The sequence below is a fragment of the Streptococcus oralis genome (genome assembly GCF_001579175.1).
GTDB lineage: Bacteria > Bacillota > Bacilli > Lactobacillales > Streptococcaceae > Streptococcus > Streptococcus oralis_O.
This window is the reverse complement of the sequence record NZ_KQ970759.1, coordinates 707737-730056: the sequence shown is the minus strand read 5'-3', so window position 1 is coordinate 730056 and position 22320 is coordinate 707737. Positions and strand designations below refer to the sequence as shown.

Genomic DNA, 22320 nt, shown 5'->3' with positions numbered 1-22320 from the left:
ACAATAATAAAAGCAATAGAAATGATGGTCAAAGCTCATGGATGTTGCAGGTCTTTTTGTCCTGCACTTCTTTGGAGTTTTGACTGTTTTTGTGTCGTTTTGAGGAAAGGAAAGAGATGACTCAAGTGGATTTTCGGACCAAAGTGGGAAATACGGTTTTTGGAGTTCGGGCGACAGCCTTGATTCTCCAAAATAGCAAACTCCTAGTTACCAAAGATGAGGGCAAGTATTACACTATCGGTGGTGCCATCCAAGCCAATGAAAGAACGGAAGAAGCGGTAGTCCGTGAAGTGAGGGAAGAACTAGGTGTCAAAGCTCAGGCTGGGCGACTAGCCTTTGTAGTTGAAAATCGTTTTGAACAAGACGGTGTTTCCTATCACAACATTGAGTTTCATTATCTGGTCAACTTACTTGAAGATGCTCCATTGACCATGCAGGAAGACGAAAAACCGCAGCCTTGTGAGTGGATTGATTTGGATAAGCTCCAGAATATCCAGCTAGTTCCAGCCTTTTTAAAAACAGCCCTACCAGATTGGGACGGCCAACTAAGACACATTCATCTTGAAGAATAGGAGAGAAAATGACTTATAATTTTACGGAAGAATACGATATTATTGTAATCGGTGCGGGACATGCGGGGGTTGAAGCTTCCTTAGCTGCCAGCCGTATGGGCTGCAAGGTCTTGCTTGCGACCATCAACATTGAAATGCTGGCTTTCATGCCTTGTAACCCTTCTATCGGTGGTTCTGCCAAGGGAATTGTCGTGCGTGAAGTCGATGCCCTTGGTGGTGAAATGGCTAAAACCATTGACAAGACCTACATCCAGATGAAGATGCTCAACACTGGGAAAGGTCCAGCTGTTCGCGCCCTTCGTGCGCAGGCTGACAAGGAGCTTTACTCTAAGGAAATGCGCAAGACGGTTGAAAATCAAGAGAACCTCACCCTTCGTCAAACCATGATTGATGAGATTTTGGTGGAAGATGGCAAGGTTGTCGGTGTTCGTACAGCGACCCATCAAGAGTATGCTGCCAAGGCTGTTATCGTGACGACAGGGACTGCCCTCCGTGGGGAAATCATCATCGGAGATCTCAAGTACTCATCAGGTCCTAACCACAGTCTAGCTTCGATTAACCTAGCTGATAACCTCAAGGAATTGGGACTCGAAATCGGTCGTTTCAAGACAGGAACTCCTCCACGTGTCAAGGCTTCTTCTATCAATTACGATGTGACAGAGATTCAGCCAGGGGATGAAGCACCAAATCACTTCTCCTACACTTCACGTGATGAGGACTATGTTAAGGATCAAGTGCCATGCTGGTTGACCTACACTAATGGTACCAGTCATGAGATTATCCAAAACAACCTCCACCGTGCGCCTATGTTTACAGGTGTGGTCAAGGGAGTGGGGCCTCGTTACTGTCCATCGATTGAGGACAAGATTGTGCGCTTTGCGGACAAGGAACGTCACCAACTTTTCCTAGAGCCAGAAGGACGCAATACAGAGGAAGTCTATGTTCAAGGTCTTTCAACCAGTCTGCCTGAAGATGTACAGCGCGAGCTAGTTCATTCTATCAAAGGTTTGGAAAATGCTGAGATGATGCGAACTGGTTATGCTATCGAGTACGACATGGTCTTGCCTCACCAGTTACGTGCCACTCTGGAAACCAAGAAAATCTCAGGTCTTTTCACTGCTGGTCAGACAAATGGAACGTCAGGTTACGAAGAAGCTGCTGGGCAAGGGATTATCGCTGGTATCAATGCAGCTCTGAAAATCCAAGGCAAGCCTGAGTTGATTTTGAAGCGAAGTGACGGCTATATCGGGGTCATGATTGACGACTTGGTGACCAAGGGAACTATTGAACCCTACCGTCTCTTGACCAGTCGTGCTGAATACCGCCTCATCCTCCGTCATGACAATGCCGATATGCGTTTGACCGAGATGGGGCGCGAGATTGGGCTTGTTGACGATGAACGTTGGGCTCGTTTTGAAATCAAGAAAAATCAATTTGACAATGAGATGAAGCGACTAGACAGCATCAAACTCAAACCAGTCAAGGAAACTAATGCCAAGGTTGAGAAAATGGGCTTCAAACCCTTGACAGATGCGGTGACAGCTAAGGAATTCCTTCGCCGTCCAGAAGTTTCTTACCAAGATGTGGTTGCCTTCATCGGGCCAGCTGCTGAGGACTTGGATGACAAGATTATCGAATTGATTGAAACAGAAATCAAGTACGAAGGCTACATTTCCAAAGCCATGGATCAGGTTGCCAAGATGAAACGCATGGAAGAAAAACGCATTCCAGCCAATATTGACTGGGATGATATTGACTCGATTGCGACAGAAGCCCGCCAGAAGTTCAAACTCATCAATCCAGAAACTATCGGCCAAGCTAGCCGTATTTCGGGAGTAAACCCAGCAGACATTTCTATTTTGATGGTCTATCTTGAGGGGAAAAATCGTAGTATTTCTAAAAATCAAGAAAAGAAAGCATAGAGAAAAACAGCTCCGAAAAATCGGGGCTGTTTTGTTGACTTATTCTTCATCTGGTGTGAGGATCATCGGGATGATGATCGGTTCACGTTCTGTATTTTCATAGAGGAAGGGGCGAATGGCGTTGACAATAGCACCATTGACAGATTGCACGCTAGCATCTTTGTTTTTCAATGCGATACGAATGGCATTGAAGAGGATGCGCTGGCTTTGGCGAATCAAGTCACCAGATTCTCTCATGTAGACAAAGCCTCGGCTGAGGATATCAGGCCCAGACAGAATCATCTGCGATTTGAAGTCAACAGTTGCGACTGCTAGAACGACACCATCTTCAGATAGATCACGACGATCTTTGAGGACAGCTGCACCGATTTCACCGATACGATTGCCATCGACATAGATGTCTTGGGCATTGAAGTGGCCTGCGATACGAGCCGAGTTAGCAGTAAGGGCAAGCACATCACCATTGCTCATGATAAAGATATTGTCCTTCTCGACACCAGTATCCACCGCTAGTCCAGCATGGACTTTCTGCATACGGTATTCACCATGAACAGGCATGAAGTATTTTGGCTTAATCAAGCGGAGCATGAGTTTTTGCTCTTGCTGACCACCGTGTCCAGAGGTGTGGATATTGTTGATTTTACCGTGGATGACTTCAACACCAGCTTCTGAAATAATATTAATCAGTTTGTTGACGCTAGTAGTATTTCCAGGGATTGGACTTGAAGAGAAGATAACGGTATCGCCGGGTTGGAGTTGCACCTGACGGTGAGTTCCATTAGCGATACGAGAGAGAGCTGCCATCGGCTCACCCTGACTACCTGTACAGAGGATAAGAACCTCGCCTGCAGGATAATCTTTGATTTCATTTGGCTCGATAAAGGTTCCCTTAGGAGCTTTGATGTAGCCAAGCTCGATCCCGTTGACAATGGCCTTTTCCATAGAACGACCAAAGACAGCAATCTTGCGTCCAGTCTTAACAGCGGCTTCTGTTGCTTGTTGGAGACGGAAGATGTTTGAGGCAAAGGATGCAAAGATGATACGTCCTTCAATGCCTTGGATGATCTTCATGATAGACTGACCAACGACTTTTTCAGAGTTGGTAAAGGTTGGTACTTCCGCATTTGTCGAGTCAGAGAGGAGACAGAGCACTCCTTCTTCACCAAGGGCAGCCATACGGTGCAAGTCTGCAGGTTCTCCAACTGGAGTAAAGTCAAACTTAAAGTCACCCGTACAGACGATTTTTCCTTGAGGAGTATGAATGACAATCCCTAAAGGCTCTGGAATGGAGTGGGTTGTTCTAAAGAAAGTTGCCTTGAGATTTTTAAAGGTCAACTCAGTGTTGTGGTTGATTTCGTAAAGTTTGGCGTTGCGCAAGAGGCCGTGTTCTTCGAGTTTTCCACGGATCAAAGCTAGGGCAAGTGGTCCAGCGTAGATAGGGACATTTGCTTGCTTGAGCAGGAAGGGAATCCCACCGATGTGGTCCTCATGTCCGTGTGTAATCAAAACGGCCTTGACGCGGTCGATATTGTCCACGATGTAAGAGTAGTCAGGGATAACGTAGTCGATACCCAGCAAGTCATCTTCCGGGAATTTAATCCCAGCATCGACGATGATAATTTCGTCTTGGTATTCAATTCCGTAAGTGTTTTTCCCGATTTCTCCCAGACCACCGATGGCAAAAACGCCGACTTCTTCAGGTTTAAGAGTGTAGGCCATATTAGAACTCCGTAATCTCGAAAGCGCCAGTTTCTTTTTCGTAATCTAGCAATTTGTCAGACAAGAGTTCGATGAATTCGATGTTGTACTCTGGGCGGTTTTCTTCGACAAGTTGGCGAGCAGCGATACGGCCCTCAAGTTCTGAGCTGGCATCGATGTCTAGGTAAAGTGAGCGTGTTGTTTCACGACGTGGGCTACGTTCTTTTGTTTCTTGATAAAAAACTTTGTAAATCATATAGTTCCTTTCTATTTACAGGTCAGCTTATTCCAAACTTTTAGTAGAGATTTGCTTGATTTCATTCCATTTTGTGTCTAGATTGACCTTGATTCGTTACAATTATTTCAATTATACCACAAAATGAAAAATTAGTAAAAGACGGAAAATGAGAAAGTAAAGACTGACAAAAGCGTAAAACTTGGATGACAAGATGAAATAAAATTGCTTTAAACAAAAAATAAAAAGCTCCTGACCGAAGTCAAGAGCCGTCAAACACTGGGGGCGAATTGTTCAATCGCAATTTCAGTTCTTTAGAAACCAAAGTTTCAGGGATAGCACTGCAACCCGAAGAGTCAAAGACTCAACCTGATTTTCCTGCCAATGTTCAATTATATTTTAACATTGACGGTTAAAAGAGTCAATGGATTCGCCATCTTTACGCCCCTCTTTTCTCAGAAAAAATCGAGTTGAAGCATAAAAAGAAAACAATGCAAACAGATGAATCAACTGGTAAGGGTGTAACGATTATGTTTAAATCATTGATAATGATAAGCAAACTATAAGAGATGAAGAGAATAACATTCATCCTTCTAAAAATGTGCCTTTTATCTAGCATGAATTATCTACACTTCTTACGAAGAACCTTTCAATTTTCTTGTTCACTTATATATTCGGAAAAAATAGAAAAAAGCTAGAACTTTTTTGATTTTTTTGCCATCCTCTTTGTCTAAGTAGCAGGGCTTTTTGTTTGGGGAGAAAGAAAATTCCCATGCGTCAGCTTTTGTAGTATAATAGTAAGCAGACAAAAAGATAGGAATGTGTTATGAAAGTATTAGCTTTTGATACGTCTAGCAAGGCTCTTTCTCTAGCCATTTTAGAGGACAAGCAGGTTCTTGCCGAGACGACGATTAATATCAAGAAAAATCACAGTATTACCCTCATGCCTGCCATTGATTTTTTGATGGCAAGTTTGGATTGGACACCCAAGGATTTGGACCGAATCGTGGTAGCGGAAGGACCAGGTAGTTATACAGGTTTGCGAATTGCGGTAGCAACTGCCAAGACCTTGGCTCATACCCTGAACATTGAGTTGGTTGGTATGTCTAGCCTCTTAGCTCTGGTGCCACGCCAACAAGAAGGCTTGATTGTACCTTTGATGGATGCACGTCGCAACAATGTCTATGCGGGATTTTATGAAAATGCCAAGTCAGTCTTTCCAGAAGCACACCTGTCCTTTGCGGAAGTGCTTGAAAAAGTTACGGATGCTGAACAGGTGACCTTTGTCGGAGAAGTTGGAGCCTTTGTGGAGCAGATCCAAGAACAGCTACCACAAGCTAGCTACCAAGAAAGCTTACCTAATGCAGCTAATCTAGCTTTGTGGGCATGGGATAAGGAAGCAAACTCCTTGCACGACTTTGTGCCAAATTACCTCAAGCGTGTCGAAGCCGAGGAAAACTGGCTCAAGAACCACACCGAATCTGGCGAGTCCTACATTAAACGCCTATGATAGATATCAGACGAATCCAACAGCAAGCTGACTTAGCACAAGCTATCTACGCTGTCATGCTAGATGTATACCCAGTCAGTCCTTGGACGCTGGAACAAATCCAAGCAGACCTGTCCCAAGACCAGACTTGGTATGCTCTAGCTTATGATGGAGCAGAAGTGATTGGATTTCTAGCCGTTCAGGAGAATCTCTTTGAAGTAGAAGTCCTACAAATCGCTGTCAAAGGAGCCTATCAAGGGCAGGAAATTGCGTCAGCCTTGTTTGCAATGTTGCCGACGGATAAGGAGATTTTCCTCGAAGTGAGAAAGTCAAACCAACGAGCGCAAGCATTTTACAAGAAAGAAAAGATGGCGGTCATCGCTGAGAGAAAGGCCTACTACCATGACCCAGTCGAGGACGCCATTATCATGAAGAGAGAAATAGATGAAGGATAGATATATTTTAGCATTTGAAACATCTTGCGATGAGACCAGTGTCGCTGTCTTAAAAAACGACGACCAGCTCTTGTCCAATATCATTGCTAGTCAAATTGAGAGTCATAAACGTTTTGGGGGCGTGGTGCCAGAAGTGGCTAGTCGTCACCATGTCGAGGTCATTACAGCCTGTATCGAGGAGGCGCTAGCAGAAGCAGGAATTACTGAAAACGATGTGACAGCTGTGGCGGTTACCTACGGACCAGGATTGGTCGGAGCTCTGCTTGTTGGTTTGTCAGCTGCCAAGGCCTTTGCTTGGGCGCATGGCTTGCCACTTATCCCCGTCAACCACATGGCTGGTCACCTCATGGCAGCTCAGAGTGTGGAGCCTTTGGAGTTTCCTCTCCTAGCACTCTTGGTCAGCGGAGGACACACCGAGTTGGTCTATGTGTCAGAGGCTGGCGATTACAAGATTGTTGGGGAGACACGAGACGATGCAGTTGGGGAGGCTTATGACAAGGTCGGTCGTGTCATGGGCTTGACTTATCCAGCAGGTCGCGAGATTGACGAGTTGGCCCATCAAGGTCAGGATGTTTATGACTTCCCTCGTGCCATGATCAAGGAGGATAATCTGGAGTTTTCATTCTCAGGTTTGAAGTCTGCCTTTATCAATCTTTACCACAATGCTGAGCAAAAGGGAGAAAGCTTGTCTACAGAGGATTTGTGTGCTTCCTTCCAAGCAGCTGTCATGGATATTCTCATGGCAAAAACCAAGAAGGCTTTGGAGAAATATCCTGTTAAAACTCTGGTAGTGGCAGGTGGTGTAGCAGCCAATAAAGGTCTCAGAGAACGCCTAGCAGCCGAAATCAAAGATGTCAAGGTCATCATTCCACCCCTGCGTCTCTGTGGAGACAATGCAGGTATGATTGCCTATGCCAGTGTCAGCGAATGGAACAAAGAAAACTTTGCAGACTTGAACCTCAATGCCAAACCAAGTCTTGCCTTTGATACCATGGAATAAAGAGTTAGCTTGAAGCTGGCTTTTTTGCTAAAATATTTTATAATATGTTAAAAAAGGAAAAGTTTTTACAAATAGAATAGTAAAGGGAGTTTGGCCATGATTGAAAAAATGGAATTGGGAGAATTTTACAAGGAATTGCGTCTGGCGAGAAAACTCAAGCAGTCAGATGTTGCTTGTGAAGGACTGACAGCATCCCAGCTATCCAAGTTTGAACTGGGACAGTCTATGCTGTCTGCGGATAAGCTGATCCTAGCGATCCAAGGGATAAATGTGACCTTCGATGAATTTGGACACAAGCTCAACAACTATCAAGAATCTCCGCATATGAAATTTGGTAGAAGGGTTGTGGATCGTTTTGCCCATCAAGATATAGCGGGTTTAGAGCAACTGTTGGAGGAAGTCGAACAAGAACAGATGGCGCAGACTTATCGTCGTTTGAATGCTATTGTGATTAAAAATGCTATCCATTCCTTAGATAAAAACTATCCGCTAGCGGAGGAGGATAGCGAGTTTTTGACCACTTATCTCTATGCTATCGAGTCTTGGACCTGGTTTGAACTCTATCTTTTTTGCAATACCATGCCTTTCTTGAGTAATCAGGACCTAATCTTTTTATCAACCTCTTTACTTGAAAAATCAAAGGAATTTAAAGAATTGGCACACAATAGACTGTATATGAAACAAGGGCTGTTAAATATTATCTCAGAGCTCATGGAACGTAAACTTTTTTCCTATATCCCAATCTTTGAAGCCGAGTTGGAGAGCATGCTCCGTCCATACGATGTTTTTGAGAAATTATTGTGGCAGTTTTTAAAGAAGATGAGCATTTTCCTTCAAACCAAGGGAAGTAATCAAAAAGAGATTGAAGATTTTATCCAATCTCTGCAAGTATTAGAAAATCCACAATTAACAGCTCTTTTTGAACTACGCTTACAGCAATATAAAGACCTTATCGATTAACAAACAATCGCAAAAATGAAATTTCTATAAGAAAAAATGTCAAATATGCGATTTTCTAAAATAGGGCATTTTTCGTGTTATACTGTCTTTATTTCATAGTATAGGAGAAAATAAAATGAAAAAGATAATCTCACGCTACTACTTGTTTGTAGCTATTCTACTTGTCATTACTGACCAGTTCTTGATTCGTCTGCTCTTACACAGCGACCTTGCTGCTGGTCTATCTGACTTTACCTATTATCTGTCGGATATGATGTTGAATTTTCTTGTGGTTTTATTTGCTCTTATTGCTATGATTTGGTCGGGAAAATGGCAACAAATCAACAGTAGAAAGTTTAAAGGTTCTTATCTTTTTTATTCCTTTTTAGCTCTTCTTGCTTTTGTTATTTGGAATTTCGTCACATTTTATCTTTTCCCTCCTACCAAAAATGAAATTGCTTATCAACTGGATGTTCCTACTTTTACAGGGGCTACAGCATTTTTGATGTATTTTTTCTATCCTGTGATTGCAGGTCCCATTTTTGAAGAGATGATTTATCGTGGGTTGGTGATGACTGCTCTGGAAAAAGGAAAGAAGTGGGGTCTGGATGTGCTTGGTTCTGCTGCTTTGTTTGGAATCTTGCACATTAGTAATCACGGTTGGGTCTTGACAGACTTTTTCGTATATATGGGTGGTGGCCTCATACTTGCAGTCTTGTTTAGAGTAACCAAGTCCATTTATTGGCCTATTGGACTGCATATAGTCAATAATGCCATTGGTCAAATTCTGCCCTTGTTGTTTTAGAGTTTCTGCCAATCATAAAAACAAAAGAACTGACTAGCTAAGTATTATAAATAAGACTGTTTTTTCAGTCTTTTTTTATTTTGACTGTCTGTTACTAATTTTTGAGTAGTCCTTTGTTTCCTCCAAATTTAGAGAATAAGTCTCAAAATGTAATCGGAAAATCCAAAGTTTGTCAGTCTGAGACTTTTCTTGTATAGCAGATATATGAAAATTACAAAAATAATCAGTAGTCTGCTTGCTCTTGGAGCTTTACTCATGCTTTTATCAGCTTGCCATAATATCAAAAAGACGCAACTGGTCTTGTTTGAATCCCTTTCTTTCGGTATGCCTGTTAAATCTTTTGAAAAAGTATTTGGAGAGGCTAGCCAAGTGGTGGAAGAAGAGGAAATGGCCTATCGCGATACTTGGCGTGCAGAAGACCCGTATTTCTATAAAACAGGCCGCCTTTTCTATCACTATGAGCAGATTACTTTGAAAGGCTATCCAGGCCGAGCGACCTTTACATTTTCAAAATCGCATCGTTTGGAAGAAGCGACAGTTCATATTCCTGTAACTTCAAAGGTGGAGCAGAAAGTAGTGCTTAACAATCTATCCCAGACTGTAAAAAAAGAACTGGAAGAACTCCCAGATAACCAGTCCATGACAACTGATACAGTAGGCCTCTATGATGACGGTTATCGCTACAAGGTCAAGTTGAAGGGACAACAGTGGGAACTCTGGGTGGATGTCTATCCAACAGAAGATGAATATGCTGAAAAAACTGAAGCCAACAAGTATATGATTCGAGTGGATCAATTTCTCATGTATCCATAAACAGGTAAAATTTTTTACAATGTTTACTAGCTCCAAGTTCCAAACTCTAAACTTTTTTCTCTTTTATGAATGTGTTATAATATTTCTTGCTGTGGCTGTGACCTTGAACAGCCTCAAACGAAGAAAATAAGAGGAAAAAGATGAAAGAAAAAGGATTTTGGGAAGGTGTTCAGGCTGCCATGCCGACTGCCCTTGGCTATGTTAGTATCGGTCTAGCTTGTGGGATTATCGGTGCGCCCTATGTGACACCTGTTGAGATGGGCCTGATGAGCCTCTTTGTTTATGCTGGGAGCGCCCAGTTTGCCATGTTGGCATTGATTGCGGTCCAAGCACCTGTAGCAGCCATTGCCATGACAGTCTTTTTAATCAATTTACGACTCTTTTTGCTGAGCTTGCATGCGTCGACCTATTTCCGTCATACCAGTCTCTGGCAAAATATCGGTATGTCTAGTCTCTTGACAGATGAGACTTACGGGGTTTTGATGGGAGAATTAGCCCATACAGACAAGGTCAATCCTATGTGGATGCATGGGAATAATCTCAACAGTTATGTAGCTTGGTTTGTTGGGACAGTTGTTGGGACAGCTCTAGGTGGTTTACTGCCAAATCCAGAAATCTTTGGCCTTGATTTTGCCCTTGTGGGAATGTTTATCGGGATTTTTGCTTCGCAGTTCCAGATTATGCAAAGACGGATTCCTGTCCGCAATCTGCTGAAAATCCTAGCAGTTGTTACGGTGTCTTTCTTTTTGCTCTTGACAATGGTGTCTCAGTCTCTAGCTGTACTATTTGCGACGCTACTTGGATGTACAATGGGGGTGGTCTTAGATGGTCAGTAAATATCTTTTGTTAGCCGTTATCTTTTCAGGCCTAGTGACTTGGATACCTCGTATGATTCCCTTCATCTTGGTTAAGTACAAGGGTTTGCCAGCTATCGTTGAGCGTTTTTTGAAATTTTTGCCTGTTTCCATCATCTTTGCCTTGATCCTTTCAAGTGTGGTGTCAGGTAAGATTGGGAGCCTACCTCAGATCAAGTGGCTGGACTTCTTGGCAGTTTTTCCAACGGCTTTTGTAGCCTTTCGCTACCGCAATCTAGTTGGCACGGTTCTCTTTGGAGTGGTCTTGATTGCAGTCTTGCGTTTGGTCTTTTAAATCAGTCATAAAGAAAACTTATCACAGAGATAGATATCATATAATGGCGAAAAAAAATATTTTCTGTTAAGATAGTACAGTATTCTATTTTGGAGGAAATGACATGAAAAAAATCGTCAAATATTCATCTCTTGCTGCTCTAGGGCTTGTTGCCGCAGGTCTACTAGCAGCGTGCTCAGGTGGTGAGAAGAAAGATGCAGCATCAGGTGAAGCAACATCTGGTAAAAAAGAAATCGTCGTAGCGACTAACGGAACACCAAAACCATTTATCTATGAAGAAAATGGTGAATTGACTGGTTACGAGATTGAAGTGGTTCGTGCCATCTTTAAAGACTCTGACAAGTATGAAGTCAAGTTTGAAAAGACAGAGTGGTCAGGGCTTTTCCCAGGACTTGATAGTGACCGTTATCAAATGGCTGTTAACAACCTCAGCTATGCCAAAGATCGTGCAGAAAAATACCTTTACGCAGCACCAACTGCTAAAAACCCTAACGTTCTCGTTGTGAAGAAAGACGACGATAGTATCAAATCTCTCGATGATATCGGTGGAAAATCTACTGAAGTCGTTCAAGGAACAACCTCAGCTAAACAATTGGAAGCATATAACACAGAACATGCGGACAATCCAACTATCCTTAACTATACGAAGGCTGATTTCCAACAAATCATGTCTCGTTTGAGTGATGGCCAGTTTGACTATAAGATTTTTGATAAAATCGGTGTTGAGACAGTTATCAAAAACCAAGGTTTGGACAACTTGAAAGTCATCGAACTTCCAAGCGACCAACAACCTTATGTTTACCCACTCCTTGCTAAAGGTCAAGATGAGTTGAAATCATTTGTGGACAAACGCATCCAAGAACTCTACAAAGACGGAACACTTGAAAAGCTATCTCAACAGTTCTTTGGTGGCTCTTACCTGCCAGCAGAAGCTGATATTAAATAGTCGTATGAAATCATCCATTCTCTGGTAGATGGATGGTTTTCCATTCTGGAGGTATATAGTTTTAAACTATATGTCTGCCTATCTATTAACAATTTGTTAAATCAAACAATTTATGAGATACTGTTACAGTATTATTTTTAAGGAGAAAGAATCATGAAAATTAAAAAATGGCTCGGCGTAGCAGCTCTTGCTACAGTCGCAGGTTTGGCTCTTGCAGCTTGCGGAAATGCAGAAAAGAAAGCAGATAACGAAACAGTTGTCAAAATTGCAACAGTTAACCGTAGCGGTTCTGAAGAAGCACGTTGGGATAAAATCCAAGAATTGGTTAAAAAAGATGGAATTAAATTGGAATTCACAGAGTTCACTGACTACTCTCAACCAAACAAGGCAACTGCTGACGGTGAAGTAGACTTGAACGCTTTCCAACACTACAACTTCTTGAACAACTGGAACAAAGAAAACGGGAAAGACCTTGTAGCGATTGCAGATACCTACATCTCACCAATCCGCCTTTACTCAGGTAAAAATGGGGAAGAAAACAAGTACACCAAAGTGGAAGAAATCCCAGATAACGGTGAAATTGCTGTACCAAACGATGCAACAAACGAAAGCCGTGCGCTTTACTTGCTTCAATCAGCTGGTTTGATCAAATTGGATGTTTCTGGAACTGCTCTAGCAACAGTTGCGAATATCAAAGAAAATCCAAAGAACTTGAAGATTACAGAATTGGACGCTAGCCAAACAGCTCGTTCATTGTCATCAGTTGACGCTGCCGTTGTAAACAATACCTTCGTTACAGAAGCAAAATTGGACTACAAGAAAGCACTCTTCAAAGAGCAAGCTGATGAAAACTCAAAACAATGGTACAACATCATCGTTGCGAAAAAAGATTGGGAATCATCACCTAAAGCTGATGCCATCAAGAAAATTATCGCGGCTTACCACACTGATGAAGTGAAAAAAGTTATCGAAGAAACATCAGACGGTTTGGACCAACCAGTTTGGTAATAAGACATAGGGAGGTGGGAGAGTTTCCACCTCTTGCTTTTGTCTAGACTGTTGGTTTTGAAGAAGATAATCTAGTCGTCCGTCCATAGATACAAGTCCTCAGTAGAAAGGGAGAGAAAAATGGTTTTTCCTAGCGAACAAGAACAGATTGAAAAATTTGAAAAGGATCATGTCGCCCAGCATTATTTTGAAGTTTTGCGTACCTTGATTTCCAAGAAATCAGTCTTTGCCCAGCAGGTCGGGCTCAAGGAAGTCGCCAACTATTTGGGTGAGATTTTCAAGCGTGTGGGAGCTGAAGTTGAGATTGATGAGAGCTACACGGCGCCTTTTGTCATGGCGCATTTCAAGAGTTCGCGTCCAGATGCTAAGACCTTGATTTTCTATAATCACTATGACACCGTACCAGCGGACGGAGATCAGATTTGGACAGAGGATCCCTTTACACTTTCTGTGCGAAATGGCTTTATGTATGGGCGTGGAGTGGACGACGATAAGGGTCATATCACGGCTCGTTTGAGTGCTCTGAGAAAGTATATGCAGGACCACAATGACTTGCCAGTCAATATCAGCTTTATCATGGAAGGGGCAGAGGAGTCTGCTTCTATGGATTTAGATAAGTATTTAGAGAAACACGCAGACAAACTCCGAGGAGCAGATTTGCTAGTTTGGGAGCAAGGAACCAAAAATGCCTTGGAGCAGTTAGAAATTTCTGGTGGAAACAAGGGAATCGTGACCTTTGATGCCAAGGTGAAAAGTGCGGATGTGGACATCCACTCGAGTTATGGTGGTGTCGTGGAGTCAGCTCCATGGTATCTTATTCAGGCTCTAAGTAGCCTACGTGCAGCAGATGGACGTATCTTAGTAGAAGGATTGTACGAGGATGTCCAAGAGCCGAATGAACGGGAACTAGCCTTGGTGGACACCTATGCACAAGGCAACCCCGGGGAAATCAGTCGCATTTACGGCTTGGAATTGCCTCTCTTACAAGAGGAGCGCGCTGCCTTTCTCAAACGATTCTTTTTTGAGCCTGCACTCAATATAGAGGGAATCCAGTCAGGTTATCAAGGTCAGGGTGTTAAGACTATTTTGCCAGCAGAAGCTAATGCCAAGCTAGAAGTTCGTCTGGTTCCTGGCTTAGAACCACATGATGTTCTGGAAAAAATTCGGAAACAGCTAGACAAAAATGGCTTTGATAAGGTAGAATTATACTATACCTTGGGAGAGATGAGCTATCGAAGCGATATGAGCGCACCAGCCATTCTCAATGTGATCGAGTTGGCCAAGAAATTCTATCCGCAGGGCGTATCGGTCTTACCGACTACAGCGGGAACAGGACCTATGCATACGGTCTTTGACACCTTAGAGGTACCTATGGTAGCCTTCGGTTTAGGCAATGCCAATAGCCGAGACCACGGTGGAGATGAAAACGTGCGGATCGCCGATTACTACACCCATATTGAATTAGTAGAGGAGCTGATTAGAAGCTATGAGTAGAGATATTATCAAGTTAGATCAGATCGATGTGACTTTTCACCAAAAGAAGAGAACCATCACAGCAGTCAAGGATGTGACCATTCACATCCAAGAAGGGGATATCTACGGAATCGTAGGATATTCTGGAGCAGGAAAATCCACTCTAGTCCGGGTGATTAACCTCCTGCAAAAACCATCTGCAGGCAAAATTACCATTGACGACGATGTGATTTTTGACGGCAAGGTGACCTTGACGGCAGAGCAGTTGCGTCGCAAACGTCAAGATATCGGGATGATTTTCCAGCATTTCAACCTCATGAGTCAAAAAACAGCAGAGGAAAATGTAGCCTTTGCCCTTAAACACTCTGGACTCAGCAAGGAAGAAAAGAAAGCAAAAGTTGCTAAGTTGTTAGACTTGGTTGGTTTGGCAGATCGTGCTGAAAACTATCCTTCACAACTATCTGGAGGGCAAAAACAGCGTGTGGCCATTGCGCGTGCCTTGGCCAATGATCCGAAAATTTTGATTTCAGATGAGTCAACCTCTGCTCTTGACCCTAAGACAACCAAGCAGATTTTGGCCTTGTTGCAAGATTTGAACCAAAAATTAGGCTTGACCGTTGTCCTGATTACACACGAAATGCAGATTGTCAAAGACATTGCTAATCGTGTGGCAGTTATGCAGGATGGTCGTTTGATTGAAGAAGGCAGTGTCCTTGAAATCTTCTCAGACCCTAAACAACCTTTGACTCAAGACTTCATCTCAACAGCCACAGGAATTGACGAAGCTATGGTTAAGATTGAGAAGCAAGAAATCGTAGAACATTTATCTGAGAACAGTATCTTAGTGCAACTCAAGTATGCAGGGGCTTCGACAGACGAACCACTTTTGAATGAATTGTATAAACATTACCAAGTAACAGCTAATATTCTCTATGGGAATATTGAAATCCTCGATGGCACCCCAGTCGGAGAATTGGTTGTGGTCTTGTCCGGTGAAAAATCAGCGCTAGCAGGTGCTCAAGAAGCTATCCGTCAAGCGGGTGTCCAGTTAAAAGTACTGAAGGGAGGACAGTAAAATGACAGACTTGATTCAAACTTACTTGCCAAATGTCTACAAGATGGGCTGGTCTGGTCAGGCAGGCTGGGGAACAGCTATTTACCTTACTCTTTATATGACAGTTCTTTCCTTCATTATCGGAGGATTCTTGGGACTGGTGGCAGGTCTTTTCCTTGTCTTGACAGCGCCAGGCGGTGTCTTGGAAAATAAGGTTATCTTCTGGATTTTAGACAAGATTACCTCTATTTTCCGTGCGGTTCCCTTCATCATCCTCTTGGCAATTATGTCACCACTTTCTCACTTGATTGTCAAGACTAGTATCGGGCCAAATGCAGCCCTTGTCCCACTTTCTTTTGCGGTATTTGCCTTCTTTGCCCGTCAGGTGCAGGTTGTCTTAGCTGAGCTGGATGGCGGTGTCATTGAGGCAGCTCAAGCGAGCGGAGCGACCTTTTGGGATATCGTGGGTGTTTACCTATCAGAAGGTCTTCCAGATTTGATTCGTGTGACGACTGTGACCTTGATTTCCCTTGTTGGGGAAACAGCAATGGCTGGTGCGGTTGGTGCTGGTGGTATCGGTAACGTGGCCATCGCCTATGGGTTTAATCGCTACAATCACGATGTGACCATCTTGGCGACTATCATTATCATCTTGATTATCTTTACAATCCAGTTCTTGGGAGATTTCTTGACCAAGAAATTAAGTCATAAATAAAAAGAGCCGAAGGGCTCTTTTTTAGTGATTAGATTTTGTGTGTAAACTTTTTACTAATGACTTGCCCAAGCAAAGCACCAATCAAGGCACAAAGAAGAATGCTTGCGACAAAGAGAAAAATTTTGTCTAGCTCTGGAGCGACCATGATACGGTCAATGTATTCCTGAGATTTTCCACGAGCGAGGAGAGCTGCCTCGTAGGATGCTGGATTGATCCACATGAGGAGGATGGGACCACTTGTGCTAAAAGCAAAGACTAGGAAGGAGAAAAGATTTTTAATCTTATCCTGATAGTGACCGAGGCGAGCGGTGGCATCTGCTGCAAGACCGCAGGCGATAGCTGGTAGAAAGGCTCCAGCGCCGTGTTTACTAGCTAGGAAGAAGAGAGCCATAAAGAGCCCTAGAGTGGAAATGGCACCAAAACGAGGAACTTTTACCAGAAGAAACATGTAAACGCTCCCCCCAACAAGGGCTGAAAAAGCCGGAGCATAGAACATATTGCCCGTTGAGTCAACCAGGTGTCCAAGTACTACTCCAATCCCTAGACAGAGGAAATAGAGGACGACAGCTAAGAGGGTGGTTAAGATATTTTTCTTCATGAGTTTCTCCTTAATATAGACTAACAAAATCAATTGTATCACGCTTTTAGAGGATTGTAAATGGACACTCTATATTTTTGAAAACGTTTGAAATATGATATAATAGTTACACAGTTGTTTGAAGGAGGATATCATGGGAAAATTTCTAGAATTCGTCTTTAATCGTTTCTTTTTAGGAATGATTGTGACGGCTTTTTTCTGGTTATTCACACTAGCAGGAGGTGTGGTCTTTGGTTTGGCACCAGCTAGTGCAACCCTTATGAGTTTATATGCTGAGCACGGTTATACTTATCGAGCTTATAGTTTGAAAGAAGCTTGGGAACTCTATAAGAGTAACTTTGTCAAGAGCAACCTCGCTTTCTATAGTTTTGTATTTGTAGATCTAGTATTAGTTTATGGTCTGTATCTTTTGGTTCAATTGCCCCATCAAACTATTTTTCATCTCTTGGCAACCTTTCTTAATGTTCTTGTAGTGGCCCTTGTCTTTCTAGCCTATACTGTTTCCTTGAAACTTCAGGTATATTTTGATTTATCCTACCGAAATACCGTGAAATTGTCCCTTATTGGGATTTTCATGAGCTTGCCAGCAATCGCCAAGGTTCTGATTGGCACAGGCTTGCTTGTAGGAGTTGGTTACTATATGCCTGCTCTCCTCTTTTTTGTAGGAATTGGTGTGTGGCATTTCTTTATCAGTGATATGTTGGAACCTATTTATGAAAGTATCCATGAAAAATTGGCGACAAAATAGAATGAAGGAATTTTGGCTTCACTCTCTTTTACGAATTTATAGCCTCGTTATGATCATCATCATTGCTAGTTTTGCGGTGATGATTTCCTATGCTGACTGGGATTCGCGCGAGAAAGAAGCTCAGCGAGTAGCTCAACGCGTGACGACTCGGACAGTAAGTGAGATTGAATATTACCATAGAGAGTCGACTCGGCTTGCCCAGACTTTGGTTGAAAATCAGGCTCGTATCGAAGGGATTTACAAGTACTTTAGTCTCAGTACGCCAGACTATTTTTATTGGCAATTAGAGCGCAAGGCTTCGCCTTATATCTCGGTATCCTTGTATGAAAATATCGACGATCTCTATGTTCGTAATGATTTTGTGACAGGGGTAGCAATTGTCCTCCAAGATTACAAAGAAGTTTTTGTTTCAACTAGAGGGAAACGAAGTGGAGAGAAAATTCCAGCAGAAAATTTCAAACCAGCTCCTAATAGTTTTGCCATTCCTGTATCTGATCCCGTTTCTGACCAGGATTTAGGAGTGATCTACATCTCTTTATCCCCAGATGTCTTACGTGGAGCTATTGACAATACCCGAGGCAACACCCCAATGGCTGTGACGGTGACTTCGCCTTTTGATACGGAGATGTTTCAGCTTGGGGAGAAGGTGTCAGCAGAGCGGGAGAACTGGCTTGTAGGAGTCACCTCTCATGGCTATCAAGTTCGTGTAGCCGTCCCTAAGGATTTTGTTCTTAAGGGAACGTTGACTAGTTCTGCTGTCATTATTGGACTAAGTATTCTCTTTATCATCATTTTGTATATCACTCTGAGACAGACCTTTTCAAAATATCAAAAGCAGGTGGTGGACTTGGTCGAGTCTATTCAGGTTATTGCCCAAGGAGAAGAGGGACTTCGCATCGATACCTCTGAGAAAGATCAGGAATTGCTCCTTATCTCAGAAACAACCAATGATATGTTAGATAGACTGGAAAAAAATATCCACGATATTTATCAGTTGGAACTTAGCCAAAAAGATGCCAATATGCGAGCCTTGCAAGCTCAGATCAATCCGCATTTTATGTATAATACATTGGAATTTCTTCGCATGTATGCAGTGATGGAAAGCCAAGATGAGCTGGCGGATATTATCTATGAATTTAGTAGCTTGTTGCGTAACAATATCTCCGATGAGCGTGAAACGACCTTGCAACAAGAACTAGAATTTTGTCGTAAATACAGTTATCTCTGTATGGTTCGCTATCCAAAGTCAGTAGCTTATGGCTTTAAGATCGCGCCAGAATTAGAAAATATGAAGATTCCCAAGTTCACGCTCCAACCATTGGTCGAAAACTACTTTGCCCACGGTATTGATCATCGCCGAACAGACAATGTCATCAGCATCAAGGTCTTGAAGGGTGAGGGATTTGTTGAAATCCTGGTAGTCGATAATGGTCGTGGCATGCCTGCTGAAAAATTAGCTGCCTTGCAAGAGAAATTAGCTCAGAGAAGTTTTGAGCACGAAGCAAGCTACAGCGGTGAGCGGCAGTCAATCGGAATAGTGAATGTACACGAACGCTTTGTCCTCTATTTTGGGGATCGCTACCAAATCAGTGTAGAGTCAGCTGAGCAAGAAGGTGTTCGCTATCGAATCACTATCCAGGATGAATAGAAAGGGTAGAAATGTATAAAGTTTTATTAGTAGACGACGAGTACATGGTGACAGAGGGGCTCAAGCGCTTGATTCCCTTTGAAAAATGGGATATGAAAGTTGTCGCAACAGCCAATCATGCCGACGATGCTCTGGGTTATGTCAAGCATCATCCGGTTGATGTAATTATTTCGGATGTCAATATGCCGGATAAAACAGGGCTGGAGATGATCAAGGAGATGAAGGAGATTCTTCCGGATGCCTATTATATCTTGCTGTCTGGCTATCAGGAGTTTGACTATGTCAAGAAAGCAATGAACCTGAGTGTCGTAGATTATCTAGTGAAGCCAGTGGATAAGGTGGAGTTGAGTCATTTATTAGAAAAAATTGCGAGTCAACTTCAGGAAAAGGTGGAGCAGAGTCAGACTCTCAGCCAAGAATTGGATGAAGAAGGCTTTGTCAACTTCTTAGCAGGTAAAGACAACTGGTGGATAGGTCTTTCCAAGGAAAAACAAGGTTCTTTCACTATTCCTTACTATGTTTTAGGTCAAGACTGGCAGATTTTTATCTCTGATCAACCACTAGATGGAATCGTAGTAACGCCCTTTGTAGCACCCTACCAACAAGCCTTTGAAAAATGGAAGATCAACGCAGAAAAAGCCCTCTTTTACGGTTCTGTCAATCTAGAAAAATCCGAGAGTCTATTTGCTTATTACGAACCGATTTATCGCGTGATTATCCAAGGAAATATCAATCAAATCATCGAAGAATTGACCCTGCTGGAGAAGGTTGTCTTAGAGAATACACCGCGCGTGGCTATCACCAAACAACTCTTCACCCAATTTGTCATGGATGTCTTCCACTTGTTTGAGCATCTAAAAGCGGATGATATGACAGAGATTGTCAAAGCCATCCATGCTATTAACTCCTTTGAAGAATTGGTTGCCTACATCAAAGCAACCTTGACCAAGTTCTTTGGCCAGTATCGTATGAATGAAAATGTGGTCAGTGTTCTAGAGGTGATCGGCCGCGATTATCAAAAAGAGCTCTCACTTAAGGATATTAGCAAGGATCTCTTTATCAACCCAGTCTACCTCGGTCAGCTGATCAAGCGAGAAACCAACTCGACCTTTGCAGAACTGCTCAACAAACAGCGAATTAAGGCAGCGCAACAGCTCTTGCTTTCAACCAATGATAGTATTGAAGATGTTTGCTATGCCGTTGGTTACAGTAATGTCGGCTATTTTTACAAAGTTTTCCGTAAATTGTGCGGAAAATCACCAAAAGCTTACCGAAAACAAGTCGAGACAGGCCTGTAAGAATTGTATTTCTGTACGAAAAATGCTATAATGTCCAAAAGGTTTTATAGGAGGATAATATGAAAAAGAAACCAATTTATCTCTGGATTTTGTTAGTTCTATCAGCACTCATTTCTGCTTCGTCATTATTTGGCATCTTGGGCCCAGTCCCTAGCAAAGAAGTTCTACGTGCTAACCTATCTAATAGTGGATCTCTTACTGCTCAGCAAATAGAAGACACGGTTAACTATACCTACCAAGTAACAGCATCATCGCACTCAATTTTTAATGTAGTTTTGATTGTTTTATCTGCCATTTTAGTTGTGGTAGCCTTTGTGTTCTTAGTTCGTAAAAACGTCCAATTTGCAAACTATGCTTATCTTGGCTATCTTTTGCTAGCGATTGTTGGTTTGGTCTATTCTTTTGTGAACATTCAAGATGCACTTCAATTGATCAAAGATGATACCCTAGGCTTAGGAATAGGCACATTAGCAAAAGGAACCGTTATTTTGTTCATGATTATCAATGTCCTCTTTTTAGCTTTAGTCCTTTACAAGATGTGGCGCCAACAAAAAGATTTGGCTGAGGAAGCCGAAGCAGAGGAAGTTGCCTAAGTATTGACAAAAGAGAACTATCAAGTTACAATCTTGGTAGTTCTTTTAATATCCAAAAATAAAAATCGAGGTCAATATGAAAAAAATATCCTTAGTTTATATCAGTTTGAGCGGAAATACAGAGAGTTTTGTAACCCGACTTAAGGACTATCTCTTATCTCAGCACGAAGGGATTGAGGTCCAAAAGATCCATATCAAGGATTTGGTCAAGGAAGGGAAAGATTTCTTTGAGATGGACCATCCCTATGTCGCTTTCTTACCGACCTATCTGGAAGGTGGAAATGGTGTCGACAACGGCGATGTTGAGATCCTGACGACTCCAGTGGGTGATTTTATCGCCTATGGAGACAATGCTAGTAAGTGTTATGGTGTAGTGGGATCTGGTAATCGCAATTTTAATAACCAATACTGTTTGACTGCCAAGCAGTACAGCCAGCGTTTTGGTTTCCCCGTTCTAGCAGATTTTGAAATGAGAGGCATGCTGGGAGATATTAAAAAGGTTGCAGCGATTATCGCGGACTTATATGGATTGGAAAGTTAAGCTTCGGCCTAACTTTTTCTTCTACTTTATTTGTTTAAAATCTAATAGGAATCTTTAGCCGTTTCATAAAGAAGAGAAAAATCCGAGAAGAAGACTTCTCGGATTTTGATTATTTGAGTTGCTCAGTGATTTCCTTGGAAAGCATGAGTCCCAAACGATAGGCCTTGTTGATGTAGGCGATGACGTCATTGATATTCTCTGTTGTTTGGATTCTTTCGTGGATATCTGCTTTGAAAGTTTCGTCTTTTAAAAGCTGCTCCTGAAGGAGTTTCTGAAGTTTTTCTTTTTCGTATTTATTGATAAGAAAAAGAACGACAAGACTGATAAGAACTAAGATATAAGCGTACTGGCTCATAAAATCTCCCCTGATTTGATAAAAAATTGAAGGCATAAGAAAAGCGAAAGAAATTTTCGCTTTTCAACTAAGTCACTAGGCGAGCAGAACAGGTATCCAGTAGCTAAAACCAGACAATTTGGACCGTTAACTGAAAAGTCCGTCCAGTTGAAATGAAGACTAGTAAAGCGCCAAGCCAAAGACCGTATAGGATTTGGCCTTAGTTACTTAGATTGCTTTATGATTAAGTTATTTGAGTGATTGCAACATGCGTCTAAATCAATCAC

At 42.4% G+C, this 22320-nt stretch carries 24 protein-coding genes; 20 read left to right on the top strand and 4 right to left on the bottom strand.

What is annotated here, in order from left to right; translation table 11 throughout:
• Positions 1 to 116: 116 nt before the first annotated feature.
• Positions 117 to 572: an NUDIX hydrolase gene (locus tag SORDD24_RS03685; RefSeq protein WP_061407526.1), complete on the top strand. Its 456-nt coding sequence runs from the start codon at positions 117 to 119 to the stop codon at positions 570 to 572.
• Between the two features lie 8 nt (positions 573 to 580).
• On the top strand, positions 581 to 2494 hold the full coding sequence (gene mnmG / locus SORDD24_RS03680) for a tRNA uridine-5-carboxymethylaminomethyl(34) synthesis enzyme MnmG (protein ID WP_061407523.1): 1914 nt from the start codon (positions 581 to 583) through the stop codon (positions 2492 to 2494).
• Between the two features lie 39 nt (positions 2495 to 2533).
• On the opposite strand, the gene rnjA is transcribed toward mnmG, so the two are convergent.
• On the bottom strand, positions 2534 to 4213 hold the full coding sequence (rnjA, locus tag SORDD24_RS03675; protein WP_061407519.1) for a ribonuclease J1: 1680 nt from the start codon (positions 4211 to 4213) through the stop codon (positions 2534 to 2536).
• Between the two features lies 1 nt (position 4214).
• A complete protein-coding gene (locus tag SORDD24_RS03670; protein WP_000639585.1) occupies positions 4215 to 4448 on the bottom strand; it encodes a DNA-dependent RNA polymerase subunit epsilon in 234 nt (77 codons plus the stop codon).
• A gap of 805 nt (positions 4449 to 5253) precedes the next feature.
• On the opposite strand from SORDD24_RS03670, the gene tsaB reads away from it, so the two are divergent.
• From tsaB to SORDD24_RS03605, 13 genes are all read left to right on the top strand, one after another.
• The gene (gene tsaB, locus SORDD24_RS03665; protein WP_061407516.1) at positions 5254 to 5937 is read left to right on the top strand and encodes a tRNA (adenosine(37)-N6)-threonylcarbamoyltransferase complex dimerization subunit type 1 TsaB; all 684 of its coding nucleotides are present in this window, start codon (positions 5254 to 5256) and stop codon (positions 5935 to 5937) included.
• Positions 5934 to 6371 carry a ribosomal protein S18-alanine N-acetyltransferase gene (gene rimI, locus SORDD24_RS03660; RefSeq protein WP_061407513.1) on the top strand — a complete coding sequence of 146 codons (438 nt, stop codon included), beginning with the start codon at positions 5934 to 5936 and terminating at the stop codon, positions 6369 to 6371. Before tsaB ends, rimI begins: the two co-directional genes overlap by 4 nt.
• Positions 6361 to 7371, top strand: a complete 1011-nt coding sequence (tsaD, locus tag SORDD24_RS03655) for a tRNA (adenosine(37)-N6)-threonylcarbamoyltransferase complex transferase subunit TsaD (RefSeq protein WP_061407510.1) — start codon at positions 6361 to 6363, stop codon at positions 7369 to 7371. Before rimI ends, tsaD begins: the two co-directional genes overlap by 11 nt.
• Before the next feature lie 96 nt (positions 7372 to 7467).
• Positions 7468 to 8331 carry an XRE/MutR family transcriptional regulator gene (locus SORDD24_RS03650; RefSeq protein WP_061407507.1) on the top strand — a complete coding sequence of 288 codons (864 nt, stop codon included), beginning with the start codon at positions 7468 to 7470 and terminating at the stop codon, positions 8329 to 8331.
• 115 nt (positions 8332 to 8446) lie between these two features.
• Positions 8447 to 9115 carry a CPBP family intramembrane glutamic endopeptidase gene (locus SORDD24_RS03645; protein WP_061407504.1) on the top strand — a complete coding sequence of 223 codons (669 nt, stop codon included), beginning with the start codon at positions 8447 to 8449 and terminating at the stop codon, positions 9113 to 9115.
• 204 nt (positions 9116 to 9319) lie between these two features.
• The gene (locus SORDD24_RS03640; protein WP_061407501.1) at positions 9320 to 9928 is read left to right on the top strand and encodes a hypothetical protein; all 609 of its coding nucleotides are present in this window, start codon (positions 9320 to 9322) and stop codon (positions 9926 to 9928) included.
• A gap of 140 nt (positions 9929 to 10068) precedes the next feature.
• Entirely contained in the window at positions 10069 to 10764 is a 696-nt protein-coding gene (locus tag SORDD24_RS03635) for an AzlC family ABC transporter permease (protein ID WP_081103494.1), read from the top strand.
• A complete protein-coding gene (locus tag SORDD24_RS03630) occupies positions 10754 to 11077 on the top strand; it encodes an AzlD domain-containing protein (protein WP_061407499.1) in 324 nt (107 codons plus the stop codon). The genes SORDD24_RS03635 and SORDD24_RS03630 overlap by 11 nt, the downstream gene beginning before the upstream one ends.
• A 103-nt stretch (positions 11078 to 11180) precedes the next feature.
• Complete coding sequence (locus tag SORDD24_RS03625) at positions 11181 to 12023, top strand: amino acid ABC transporter substrate-binding protein (protein WP_061407496.1); 843 nt, start codon at positions 11181 to 11183, stop codon at positions 12021 to 12023.
• 153 nt (positions 12024 to 12176) lie between these two features.
• Positions 12177 to 13031 (top strand): MetQ/NlpA family ABC transporter substrate-binding protein, encoded by an 855-nt coding sequence (locus SORDD24_RS03620; RefSeq protein ID WP_061407494.1) that lies wholly within the window; start codon positions 12177 to 12179, stop codon positions 13029 to 13031.
• 120 nt (positions 13032 to 13151) lie between these two features.
• Entirely contained in the window at positions 13152 to 14525 is a 1374-nt protein-coding gene (locus SORDD24_RS03615; RefSeq protein WP_061407491.1) for a M20 family metallopeptidase, read from the top strand.
• Positions 14518 to 15579 (top strand): methionine ABC transporter ATP-binding protein, encoded by a 1062-nt coding sequence (locus SORDD24_RS03610; protein WP_061407488.1) that lies wholly within the window; start codon positions 14518 to 14520, stop codon positions 15577 to 15579. The genes SORDD24_RS03615 and SORDD24_RS03610 overlap by 8 nt, the downstream gene beginning before the upstream one ends.
• A 1-nt stretch (position 15580) precedes the next feature.
• Positions 15581 to 16273, top strand: a complete 693-nt coding sequence (locus SORDD24_RS03605; RefSeq protein ID WP_049536857.1) for a methionine ABC transporter permease — start codon at positions 15581 to 15583, stop codon at positions 16271 to 16273.
• A gap of 28 nt (positions 16274 to 16301) precedes the next feature.
• Here the strand turns inward: SORDD24_RS03605 and SORDD24_RS03600 are convergent, their stop codons facing one another.
• Positions 16302 to 16871, bottom strand: coding sequence for an MptD family putative ECF transporter S component (locus tag SORDD24_RS03600; protein ID WP_061407485.1), 570 nt, complete (start codon positions 16869 to 16871; stop codon positions 16302 to 16304).
• 133 nt (positions 16872 to 17004) lie between these two features.
• Between SORDD24_RS03600 and SORDD24_RS03595 the strand changes: the two genes are divergently transcribed.
• From SORDD24_RS03595 to nrdI, 5 genes are all read left to right on the top strand, one after another.
• Positions 17005 to 17619 carry a YesL family protein gene (locus SORDD24_RS03595; protein WP_049536854.1) on the top strand — a complete coding sequence of 205 codons (615 nt, stop codon included), beginning with the start codon at positions 17005 to 17007 and terminating at the stop codon, positions 17617 to 17619.
• Positions 17597 to 19267, top strand: coding sequence for a sensor histidine kinase (locus tag SORDD24_RS03590; protein WP_081103493.1), 1671 nt, complete (start codon positions 17597 to 17599; stop codon positions 19265 to 19267). The genes SORDD24_RS03595 and SORDD24_RS03590 overlap by 23 nt, the downstream gene beginning before the upstream one ends.
• 11 nt (positions 19268 to 19278) lie before the next feature.
• Complete coding sequence (locus SORDD24_RS03585; RefSeq protein ID WP_000278903.1) at positions 19279 to 20565, top strand: response regulator transcription factor; 1287 nt, start codon at positions 19279 to 19281, stop codon at positions 20563 to 20565.
• 59 nt (positions 20566 to 20624) lie between these two features.
• Positions 20625 to 21158 (top strand): ABC transporter permease, encoded by a 534-nt coding sequence (locus tag SORDD24_RS03580; protein ID WP_061407482.1) that lies wholly within the window; start codon positions 20625 to 20627, stop codon positions 21156 to 21158.
• Between the two features lie 76 nt (positions 21159 to 21234).
• The gene (nrdI, locus tag SORDD24_RS03575; protein ID WP_061407479.1) at positions 21235 to 21699 is read left to right on the top strand and encodes a class Ib ribonucleoside-diphosphate reductase assembly flavoprotein NrdI; all 465 of its coding nucleotides are present in this window, start codon (positions 21235 to 21237) and stop codon (positions 21697 to 21699) included.
• A 109-nt stretch (positions 21700 to 21808) separates the two neighbouring features.
• Here the strand turns inward: nrdI and SORDD24_RS03570 are convergent, their stop codons facing one another.
• Positions 21809 to 22054, bottom strand: a complete 246-nt coding sequence (locus tag SORDD24_RS03570) for a hypothetical protein (RefSeq protein WP_061407476.1) — start codon at positions 22052 to 22054, stop codon at positions 21809 to 21811.
• Between the last annotated feature and the right edge of the window lie 266 nt (positions 22055 to 22320).

Excerpts from the sequence above, each read along its gene's own strand:
- SORDD24_RS03610 (WP_061407488.1), top strand. The coding sequence starts at position 14,518 with ATGAGTAGAGATATTATCAAGTTAGATCAGATCGATGTGACTTTTCAC.
- SORDD24_RS03650 (WP_061407507.1), top strand. The coding sequence starts at position 7,468 with ATGATTGAAAAAATGGAATTGGGAGAATTTTACAAGGAATTGCGTCTG.
- SORDD24_RS03570 (WP_061407476.1), bottom strand. The coding sequence starts at position 22,054 with ATGAGCCAGTACGCTTATATCTTAGTTCTTATCAGTCTTGTCGTTCTT.
- SORDD24_RS03625 (WP_061407496.1), top strand. The coding sequence starts at position 11,181 with ATGAAAAAAATCGTCAAATATTCATCTCTTGCTGCTCTAGGGCTTGTT.
- SORDD24_RS03605 (WP_049536857.1), top strand. The coding sequence starts at position 15,581 with ATGACAGACTTGATTCAAACTTACTTGCCAAATGTCTACAAGATGGGC.
- SORDD24_RS03630 (WP_061407499.1), top strand. The coding sequence starts at position 10,754 with ATGGTCAGTAAATATCTTTTGTTAGCCGTTATCTTTTCAGGCCTAGTG.
- SORDD24_RS03685 (WP_061407526.1), top strand. The coding sequence starts at position 117 with ATGACTCAAGTGGATTTTCGGACCAAAGTGGGAAATACGGTTTTTGGA.
- SORDD24_RS03620 (WP_061407494.1), top strand. The coding sequence starts at position 12,177 with ATGAAAATTAAAAAATGGCTCGGCGTAGCAGCTCTTGCTACAGTCGCA.
- SORDD24_RS03645 (WP_061407504.1), top strand. The coding sequence starts at position 8,447 with ATGAAAAAGATAATCTCACGCTACTACTTGTTTGTAGCTATTCTACTT.
- SORDD24_RS03635 (WP_081103494.1), top strand. The coding sequence starts at position 10,069 with ATGAAAGAAAAAGGATTTTGGGAAGGTGTTCAGGCTGCCATGCCGACT.
- SORDD24_RS03615 (WP_061407491.1), top strand. The coding sequence starts at position 13,152 with ATGGTTTTTCCTAGCGAACAAGAACAGATTGAAAAATTTGAAAAGGAT.
- SORDD24_RS03580 (WP_061407482.1), top strand. The coding sequence starts at position 20,625 with ATGAAAAAGAAACCAATTTATCTCTGGATTTTGTTAGTTCTATCAGCA.
- SORDD24_RS03590 (WP_081103493.1), top strand. The coding sequence starts at position 17,597 with ATGAAAAATTGGCGACAAAATAGAATGAAGGAATTTTGGCTTCACTCT.
- SORDD24_RS03600 (WP_061407485.1), bottom strand. The coding sequence starts at position 16,871 with ATGAAGAAAAATATCTTAACCACCCTCTTAGCTGTCGTCCTCTATTTC.
- SORDD24_RS03670 (WP_000639585.1), bottom strand. The coding sequence starts at position 4,448 with ATGATTTACAAAGTTTTTTATCAAGAAACAAAAGAACGTAGCCCACGT.
- nrdI (WP_061407479.1), top strand. The coding sequence starts at position 21,235 with ATGAAAAAAATATCCTTAGTTTATATCAGTTTGAGCGGAAATACAGAG.
- SORDD24_RS03595 (WP_049536854.1), top strand. The coding sequence starts at position 17,005 with ATGGGAAAATTTCTAGAATTCGTCTTTAATCGTTTCTTTTTAGGAATG.
- tsaD (WP_061407510.1), top strand. The coding sequence starts at position 6,361 with ATGAAGGATAGATATATTTTAGCATTTGAAACATCTTGCGATGAGACC.
- SORDD24_RS03640 (WP_061407501.1), top strand. The coding sequence starts at position 9,320 with ATGAAAATTACAAAAATAATCAGTAGTCTGCTTGCTCTTGGAGCTTTA.
- SORDD24_RS03585 (WP_000278903.1), top strand. The coding sequence starts at position 19,279 with ATGTATAAAGTTTTATTAGTAGACGACGAGTACATGGTGACAGAGGGG.
- tsaB (WP_061407516.1), top strand. The coding sequence starts at position 5,254 with ATGAAAGTATTAGCTTTTGATACGTCTAGCAAGGCTCTTTCTCTAGCC.
- rimI (WP_061407513.1), top strand. The coding sequence starts at position 5,934 with ATGATAGATATCAGACGAATCCAACAGCAAGCTGACTTAGCACAAGCT.
- mnmG (WP_061407523.1), top strand. The coding sequence starts at position 581 with ATGACTTATAATTTTACGGAAGAATACGATATTATTGTAATCGGTGCG.
- rnjA (WP_061407519.1), bottom strand. The coding sequence starts at position 4,213 with ATGGCCTACACTCTTAAACCTGAAGAAGTCGGCGTTTTTGCCATCGGT.